The organism is Hyphomicrobium sp. (assembly GCF_041674905.1).
GTDB lineage: Bacteria > Pseudomonadota > Alphaproteobacteria > Rhizobiales > Hyphomicrobiaceae > Hyphomicrobium_B.
The window spans coordinates 1-6,559 of record NZ_JBAYUV010000067.1 but is presented as its reverse complement, the minus strand read 5'-3'; the positions used below and the strand labels follow the sequence as shown (position 1 = coordinate 6,559).

The 6,559-nt window shown below is 59.4% G+C and carries 9 protein-coding genes and 1 tRNA gene; 3 read left to right on the top strand and 7 right to left on the bottom strand.

What is annotated here, in order from left to right; translation table 11 throughout:
* Window positions 1-174: 174 nt before the first annotated feature.
* Together WC026_RS17090 and WC026_RS17085 are read right to left on the bottom strand one after the other, a co-directional pair.
* Window positions 175-636: a hypothetical protein gene (locus tag WC026_RS17090; protein ID WP_372712213.1), complete on the bottom strand. Its 462-nt coding sequence runs from the start codon at window positions 634-636 to the stop codon at window positions 175-177.
* 540 nt (window positions 637-1,176) lie between these two features.
* Window positions 1,177-1,252 (bottom strand) — tRNA-Ile (locus WC026_RS17085).
* Between the two features lie 106 nt (window positions 1,253-1,358).
* Here WC026_RS17085 and WC026_RS17080 point away from each other — a divergent pair.
* Complete coding sequence (locus WC026_RS17080) at window positions 1,359-2,096, top strand: SIMPL domain-containing protein (protein ID WP_372712212.1); 738 nt, start codon at window positions 1,359-1,361, stop codon at window positions 2,094-2,096.
* 7 nt (window positions 2,097-2,103) lie between these two features.
* Here the strand turns inward: WC026_RS17080 and WC026_RS17075 are convergent, their stop codons facing one another.
* The 4 genes from WC026_RS17075 to WC026_RS17060 all read right to left on the bottom strand — a co-directional run bounded on the left by WC026_RS17075 (window position 2,104) and on the right by WC026_RS17060 (window position 4,742).
* Window positions 2,104-3,015, bottom strand: a complete 912-nt coding sequence (locus WC026_RS17075; RefSeq protein ID WP_372712211.1) for a carbon-nitrogen hydrolase family protein — start codon at window positions 3,013-3,015, stop codon at window positions 2,104-2,106.
* Window positions 3,012-3,620 (bottom strand): GNAT family N-acetyltransferase, encoded by a 609-nt coding sequence (locus WC026_RS17070; protein ID WP_372712210.1) that lies wholly within the window; start codon window positions 3,618-3,620, stop codon window positions 3,012-3,014. The genes WC026_RS17075 and WC026_RS17070 overlap by 4 nt, the downstream gene beginning before the upstream one ends.
* Window positions 3,621-3,734: 114 nt before the next feature.
* The gene (locus WC026_RS17065) at window positions 3,735-4,169 is read right to left on the bottom strand and encodes a ketosteroid isomerase-related protein (protein WP_372712209.1); all 435 of its coding nucleotides are present in this window, start codon (window positions 4,167-4,169) and stop codon (window positions 3,735-3,737) included.
* 153 nt (window positions 4,170-4,322) lie between these two features.
* Window positions 4,323-4,742 carry a secondary thiamine-phosphate synthase enzyme YjbQ gene (locus WC026_RS17060; RefSeq protein WP_372712208.1) on the bottom strand — a complete coding sequence of 140 codons (420 nt, stop codon included), beginning with the start codon at window positions 4,740-4,742 and terminating at the stop codon, window positions 4,323-4,325.
* Window positions 4,743-4,779: 37 nt separating this feature from the next.
* On the opposite strand from WC026_RS17060, the gene greA reads away from it, so the two are divergent.
* A complete protein-coding gene (gene greA / locus WC026_RS17055; RefSeq protein ID WP_372712207.1) occupies window positions 4,780-5,238 on the top strand; it encodes a transcription elongation factor GreA in 459 nt (152 codons plus the stop codon).
* 109 nt (window positions 5,239-5,347) lie between these two features.
* Window positions 5,348-5,662, top strand: coding sequence for an EthD family reductase (locus WC026_RS17050; protein WP_372712206.1), 315 nt, complete (start codon window positions 5,348-5,350; stop codon window positions 5,660-5,662).
* Window positions 5,663-5,720: 58 nt separating this feature from the next.
* On the opposite strand, the gene WC026_RS17045 is transcribed toward WC026_RS17050, so the two are convergent.
* Complete coding sequence (locus WC026_RS17045; RefSeq protein WP_372712214.1) at window positions 5,721-6,485, bottom strand: SDR family NAD(P)-dependent oxidoreductase; 765 nt, start codon at window positions 6,483-6,485, stop codon at window positions 5,721-5,723.
* Between the last annotated feature and the right edge of the window lie 74 nt (window positions 6,486-6,559).

Below are 6,559 nucleotides of genomic sequence, written 5' to 3'. Positions count from 1 at the left end.
ATCCCCGCCCTCGCGCCGACGCAGGCACAGGGCTCCAATCTGCCGCACTTTTAGTCCGGCGCGGCCGAACAAATCAGCCGCTTCTGTGAGGGATTATTGCTCCGGCTTTTACATGCCTCCTACGCAATCGACTGGAAATGTACTTTCAACGACGCCTCGACATTAGGCGGGTGCTCATTCCAACTGCGCGATGAGCTTTTTGAGTTCATTCACAGCCGTCATGTCATGCGGCTTGTCGAAGACGTGCTTGAACCAGCCGTTCTGTTTTTCGAGGTAGAAGACACGCGCTTTGTAATCGGAAAGCGTTTTGGGTTGAAAAAAGCGCATAAACGACTGCCACGCCGTGATGGATGCCTGCACCAGTTCTTGAATGCACCCTTCCAGCAGACTTGGCGGCCCCATGTGGGCGTCCGCATTTGGTTCGGGGCGAAGCATGGCAAAGCCTGCAAAGGTCGGATGGCCACAGAGGACGCAGAGACGCTTGTAGTGAGCGGCACGCATCTTCTCGGTGAAGCCGTCGCGCTTGTCCAATTTGTCTCGGATAAAACCGGGCCCAAACGTCGTCTGACGCTTGTCCTCGGGCGTGCTTTTCCATTCCTGGACCAGCTTTGGGTCCGTCCGCAGGTAATCGAGCAACCAGCCGCTCTCCAAGATGTATCGAATCTGCAAACCCGATGACTGATAATAGCCTCCAAAGTAGAAGTTTGGAGGCAGAAGCCATTGAGTTGAAAATGCTGGCACCGATAAGTGCTACGATCACCTGATCCTCGCTCATATCCGGTGAGTGCGTGCGGACGTATTGCAGCATGCCCATGCAAGTCTCGAGCATGGAGAGGTGGAGAGACATGTCCTCACTCGCTTCGATCAGCCTGATCGACTTGGTGCGCAGATCTTCTTCGCCGATGTGAAGAAGTGAGAGATTTTCAGGGATCGTGGATATGAGGCTTCCCCTAGGAATGTACGCGCACTAGAACCCGCAACCGGGCAACTCAATTCCGACGAATTTTCAACAAAATATTTCGCGCGATATTATCAATTTAAATGTTTGAAACACATGAGAGTTATGGCGAAGAAGAAAACAGGAATGAAAGCGATCCGACATACTCTGAGGATCCATTGTGGCATTCGATCCCCGAACGAGCAACAACATCGGGGCATCAAAAATTCCGTAACGATTGGTGGGCCCGCCAGGACTCGAACCTGGAACCAGACGGTTATGAGCCGTCAGCTCTAACCATTGAGCTACGGGCCCACGCCGGGCTCTCATACCAGATGTTCAACCGCCCGACAGCCTTTTGCCTTCTTTTTTCCGCCAAGGAATTGTAGCGACATTTGCGCCAGTCCCAGGAGTAAAATCGATGCTGAACAATAAGCTACGCGCGTTTGAAGGAACAATTCTCAAAGGCGTTGTCGCCGCCGCTCTGATCGCGATGCTTCCGCTTTCCGCAAGTCACGCCGAGGATAAGAATATGGAACGCACGATCACGGTTTCGGCGACGGGAACGGCCGAGGCCGAGCCCGATCAGGGCCGCATCACCTCCGGCGTCGCAACGGAAGCCCCAACCGCGCGCGACGCGCTGACCGCCAACACCGAGGCGATGAACAAGGTCATCGCGGCGCTTAAAACCAAAGGCATCGACGCGAAGGACATTCAGACGGCTTCGTTCAACGTCGAGCCGGTTATGGATTACTCCAAGGATGGCCAGCCGCCAAAGCTCAGAGGCTATCGCGTCAGCAATCAGGTCGTCGTGCTGGTTCGCGATCTCGAAAATCTCGGAACGGTGCTCGATGATCTCGTGAGCGCAGGAGCCAATCAGATCCAAGGTCTGGCCTTTGAAGTGTCAAAAGCCGAAACGCTGAAGGACGAAGCGCGCAAGGATGCGATCGCGAACGCGCTTCGCCGCGCCAAGCTTCTCGCGACCGCAGCCGGCGCGGAGGTCGGACAGGTGTTGCAGATATCCGAGGACACGACGCCGGACGCGCCTGTGGTCTTCGCCGCACCGCGCTTCGCAAAGGCGCAAGCCGCGTCCGTTCCTGTCGAGCGAGGCACGAGCACGCTCGAAGCGCGTGTGACGACGACCTGGGCGCTGAAGTAGCCGCTTTTTAAGCGAGCTCGACCGTCTCGACCTCGACGCGCCGCATCGGCGCGCCGGGCTGTAAGGCCCAGTCGCAGAAATTGTGCATCTCGCCCATCTCGCGCACGCGGCGCAGCCGTTCGAGGTCAATCGCCGCCGTAACCCATTCGGCGGCGTTGAGCGTTCCTTGCGCAAGCACGCCGGTATCGGAGACGCCCTGTTCGGCGGGCACGTAGATGCCCGCTGCGCCGGCGTTGAAATCGACGGCAGGCGACCACGGCGCATCGCCGACGGTCGGGCTTTGTACGGTCGCGATGCCGTTCTCGAGCGCCCGCGCCAGAGAGCCGGTGCGCACGCGATGATAACCGGAGACGCGCTCCGTGCACGACGGCACCAGCACGACTTCGGCGCCCGCGTCCGCCATGGCGCGGACGAGCAGGGGGAATTCGCTATCGTAGCAGATCGCAATGCCGAAGGTGCCGAGCCTGGTCTTGAAGACCCGCACGTCGGCTCCGGCCGAAATGCCCCAGTCGCGCTCGAACGGCGTCATCACGAGCTTTTCCTGCTCGCCGATCGCGCCTTCGGGGGTGACGAGCTGCGCGGCGTTGACGTAGCGGCCATCGGATTTGAGCAGCGGGCCTGATCCGGTGAGAATGTGGACCTTGTGCTTTTTCGCGAGGTCGGCGTGGAACTGCACGCGCTCGGCCGTCAGCTCGGCAACCTTCGCCAGCGTCAGTTTCAGGTCGCTATAGATTTCAGAGCCGAAGCAGGCGGCCTGCTCGATTGCGGCGTATTCCGGAAAGACAAGAAGCGAGGCGCCCGTCGCAGCGCCGTTTTTTACCCAGACGGCAACCTTCTGCTCCCATTCGGCAAGCGTATTCGGCTGCCCGATGGGATATTGCGCGCTCGCGACTTTCAAAGACTTCGGTTGCTTGGTCAAAGCGTCTTCATCCAAAACTGCATGTCGTGGCGTGTTTCATTCGGCTGGTCGACATCCTTCCAGTCGTAGGTGGCGACAATGCCGTCGACGGGGTGATAGCCGCGCTTATTCCAGAATGGATCAAGTGGGGCGTAATCGGCCGGTTTCAACGGGTGATCGTCGGGCCGGATGACCCGGCAGAACGTCGAAGTTTGAAATCCGCCGAGCTTGCGCGCCTGCGCCTCGCGGCCATCGAAGAAGGCATGGCCGAGCCCATGGCCGCGATGGCTTTTCAAAAGCACGCTCTCGCCGCAGTAGAAGATCTTCGAGAGATCGTAGCCCGCGTTGCGGAACGGCTCGCCGAACTCGTCGGCGTGCTCGATCATCGGCGCGGCGGTCGAAGCGCCGACCATCTCGGCGCCGTCGTAGGCCGTGATGACGACGGCGCCTTTCGCGGCGGCAAATGTCTTCAGATACTTCTCTTCGTACTCCAGCGTGCCGTCGTAGAGATACGGCCAGTCGCGGAAAACGACGATGCGCAGCCGCGCGAGGTCGGGGAGAATTCCATAGATCTCCTCGCCCGTGACCGACTTGACGTCGAGCTTCTTTTTCTCCGCAGCTGCCATCCGCGTCGTTCCCTTAGAGTGCTTCCGGAAAAGTGGGAACCGGTTTTCCGATAAGAAGCACGACAGAACAAAAAGCTAGAGTCGATCCGCGATTCATCGAAAAGCGGAGAGGCTCTAGCCCGCGACCTGCGCGATCCAGTCCGTCAGATTGTAGTACGTCGTGACGCGCGCAATCTTTCCGTCTCGGATTGCGAAAAAAGTTCCGGCGGGCAGCACGTACTTCTGGCCGACCGCATCGGGAAGGCCTTCCTCGGTGTTCTTGTAAACGCCGTGTACGTTGAATTCGGCTGCGGCGCGCGTCGCGTCCTTGGAAACGAGCACGACGATGTCTTTCAGCTCTTCCTTGTAGTTGTGCGTCATGCGAGCGTTGAAGGCGCGAAACTTCTCTTTTCCTTGCCGCCGCTCACCCTGGTTGATGTCGTGGATGACGTCGTCGGTCATGAATTCGATCATCGCGTCGGTGTCACCACGGTTGAAAGCGGCGTAGTAGTCGCGGATCAGCGCCGCCGTTGCGCTGCGGGCTTGCGATTCAGGGGTCGTGTCGGACATTGGGATCTCCAGGCTGCCGATTCAAAAAAACTCGTGGCGGTCTTAGCAGGTCAACCCTCGGCCTTCCATGCGCATACGCGGTGCGGTAAACGCGACATTTCTGACGGATTGGGCGTCCTGCGGATTGAAAATGGCCGTGTCGAAAGGATTTCCTCAGTCTCCGACGATATGAACGACGATCGAGCGCGTGTGCGGCCGCAGCCGGTGCTCGAACAAATAAATGCCCTGCCAGGTGCCGAGCGTCAGCTTGCCGCCCGCGATCGGGATTGTCAGCGTCGTCTGCGTCAGCGCGGTTTTGACGTGCGCGGGCATGTCGTCGGGCCCTTCGGCGCGATGAATGAATAGCGGGTCGCCATCCGGCACGAGACGCTGGAAAAACGCGACGAGATCGCGCTGCACGTCGGGATCGGCGTTTTCCTGGATCAACAACGATGCCGAGGTATGGCGGCAAAAGATATGCGCGAGCCCCGTGCGGATGCCTGAGGCGGCGACGATCTCGGCGGCTTTTCCGGTAAATTCGGTAAGGCCCGGACCGCCGGTCTTAATCGTGATGGTCTGTTGAAACTGGCGCATGCTGGAACCCGGCTCCTGAACGCCCTATGTTAACGCAATGAGCAGAGCATTCGTCAGAGAAACAGAAGCGCTCGACGAGCTTCCCGAGAGGCTGGTCTCCGAGCATCGCAACCTTGTCACCCCGGAAGGCCTTGCGCTGATCGAGGGTGAGATCAAGCGCCTGCAGGAGAACTTGGCCGCCGCGCACGAGGCCGCTGACCGCAACGGCGTCGCGCGCGCATCGCACGATCTGCGCTATTGGAACCAGCGCCTTGCGACGGCGGAGTTGCAACCGGTGACGAGCGACGTGTCTGTCGTGGCATTCGGAGTCCGTGTCACGCTCGAACGTGACGACGGCCGTATCCAGAAATTCCGCATCGTCGGTGAGGACGAAGCCAATCCCGCGAAAGGCTCGATCTCCTATGTTTCGCCGATGGCGCAGGCGCTGATGGGAAAGGTAGCGGGCGATACGGTTAAGGCTGGAACCGGCGAAGCCGAAATCATAAAAATCGAATAGACCGCAGCCTATACGCAGCCTCGGCGCGAACTGGGTTGCGCGCGTGCGCCGGGAGTCCTAAGCACACGCCGGACTGCGCATGCCGCGCGACAGGAGGAGGATTGAGGACATGATCAAGGTCAGTGTGATGTACCCGAACGTTCCCGGAGCGCGTTTCGACCACGCGTATTACGCCGAAAAGCACATGCCGATGGTCAAAGCCAAAATGGGCGATAGCTGCAAGTCGTACACGGTCGACAAGGGCATCGCCGGGGGCATCCCGGGTGCTCCGGCGACCTATGTCGCGATGTGCCACTTGTTCTGCGATTCCGTCGACGCGTTTCAGGCGGGCTTCGGACCGCACGTGAAAGAGATCATGGCCGATATCAAAAATTATACCGACCTCGCGCCGGTCATTCAGATCAGCGACGTCGTCGTCGGATAAGCAGCCCCAGTTCATCGAGCAATGAAAAAGGGCCGCAACAGCGGCCCTTTTTGTTTGATCATGCGAACATCCCGCCGGAAACTTCAATCCTCTGCGCGTTGATCCAGCGGTTGTCGTCGCTCAGCAGATTGGCGATTGCGGGACCTATATCGTCGGGCACGCCGACACGGCCGAGAGCCGTGACGGAAGCGACGAAGTCGTTCACCTGCTTGTTGTCGCGAACGGCGCCGCCGCCGAAGTCCGTTTCGATTGCGCCCGGCGCAACCGTGTTGACGGTGATGCCGCGGGACCCAAGTTCTTTGGCGAGATACCGAGTCAGAACTTCGATCGCGCCCTTCATCGCCGCATAGGCTGCAAAGCCTGGTAAACTGAAGCGCGCCAATCCGCTCGACAGATTGACGATCCGGCCGCCATCCGCGATCAGCGGCAAGAGCTTCTGCGTCAGGAAGAAGACGCCCTTGAAGTGGATATTCATCAGCCGGTCAAAGTCGGCTTCGGTCGTCTCGGCAAAGGAAGCGTGAATGCCGATGCCGGCGTTGTTAACGAGAAAATCGAAGCTGTCCCGCGACCACGTGCTTTGCAAGGCCGCCCGCACCTCCGACGCGAAGGCGGGGAATGACGCGACATTGCCGGTATCGAGTTGGAACATCACCGCCTTACGCCCGAGCGCTTTGATGGCCGCTGCGGTCTCAGCGGCTTCCGCCTTGTTGCTGTGGAAGGTGCCGATGACGTCGACCCCGTTTCGGGCGAGTGCGATGGCCGTATTGCGCCCGAGGCCGCGGCTCGCGCCGGTGACAATGGCGATTTTCGGACTGTTGGACATCTCTGCCTCCTTTGAATTCTGGATGAACGCATAGCAGAAGGGCCGCTTTCGCGGCCCTTGTTGTTTGATCAGTT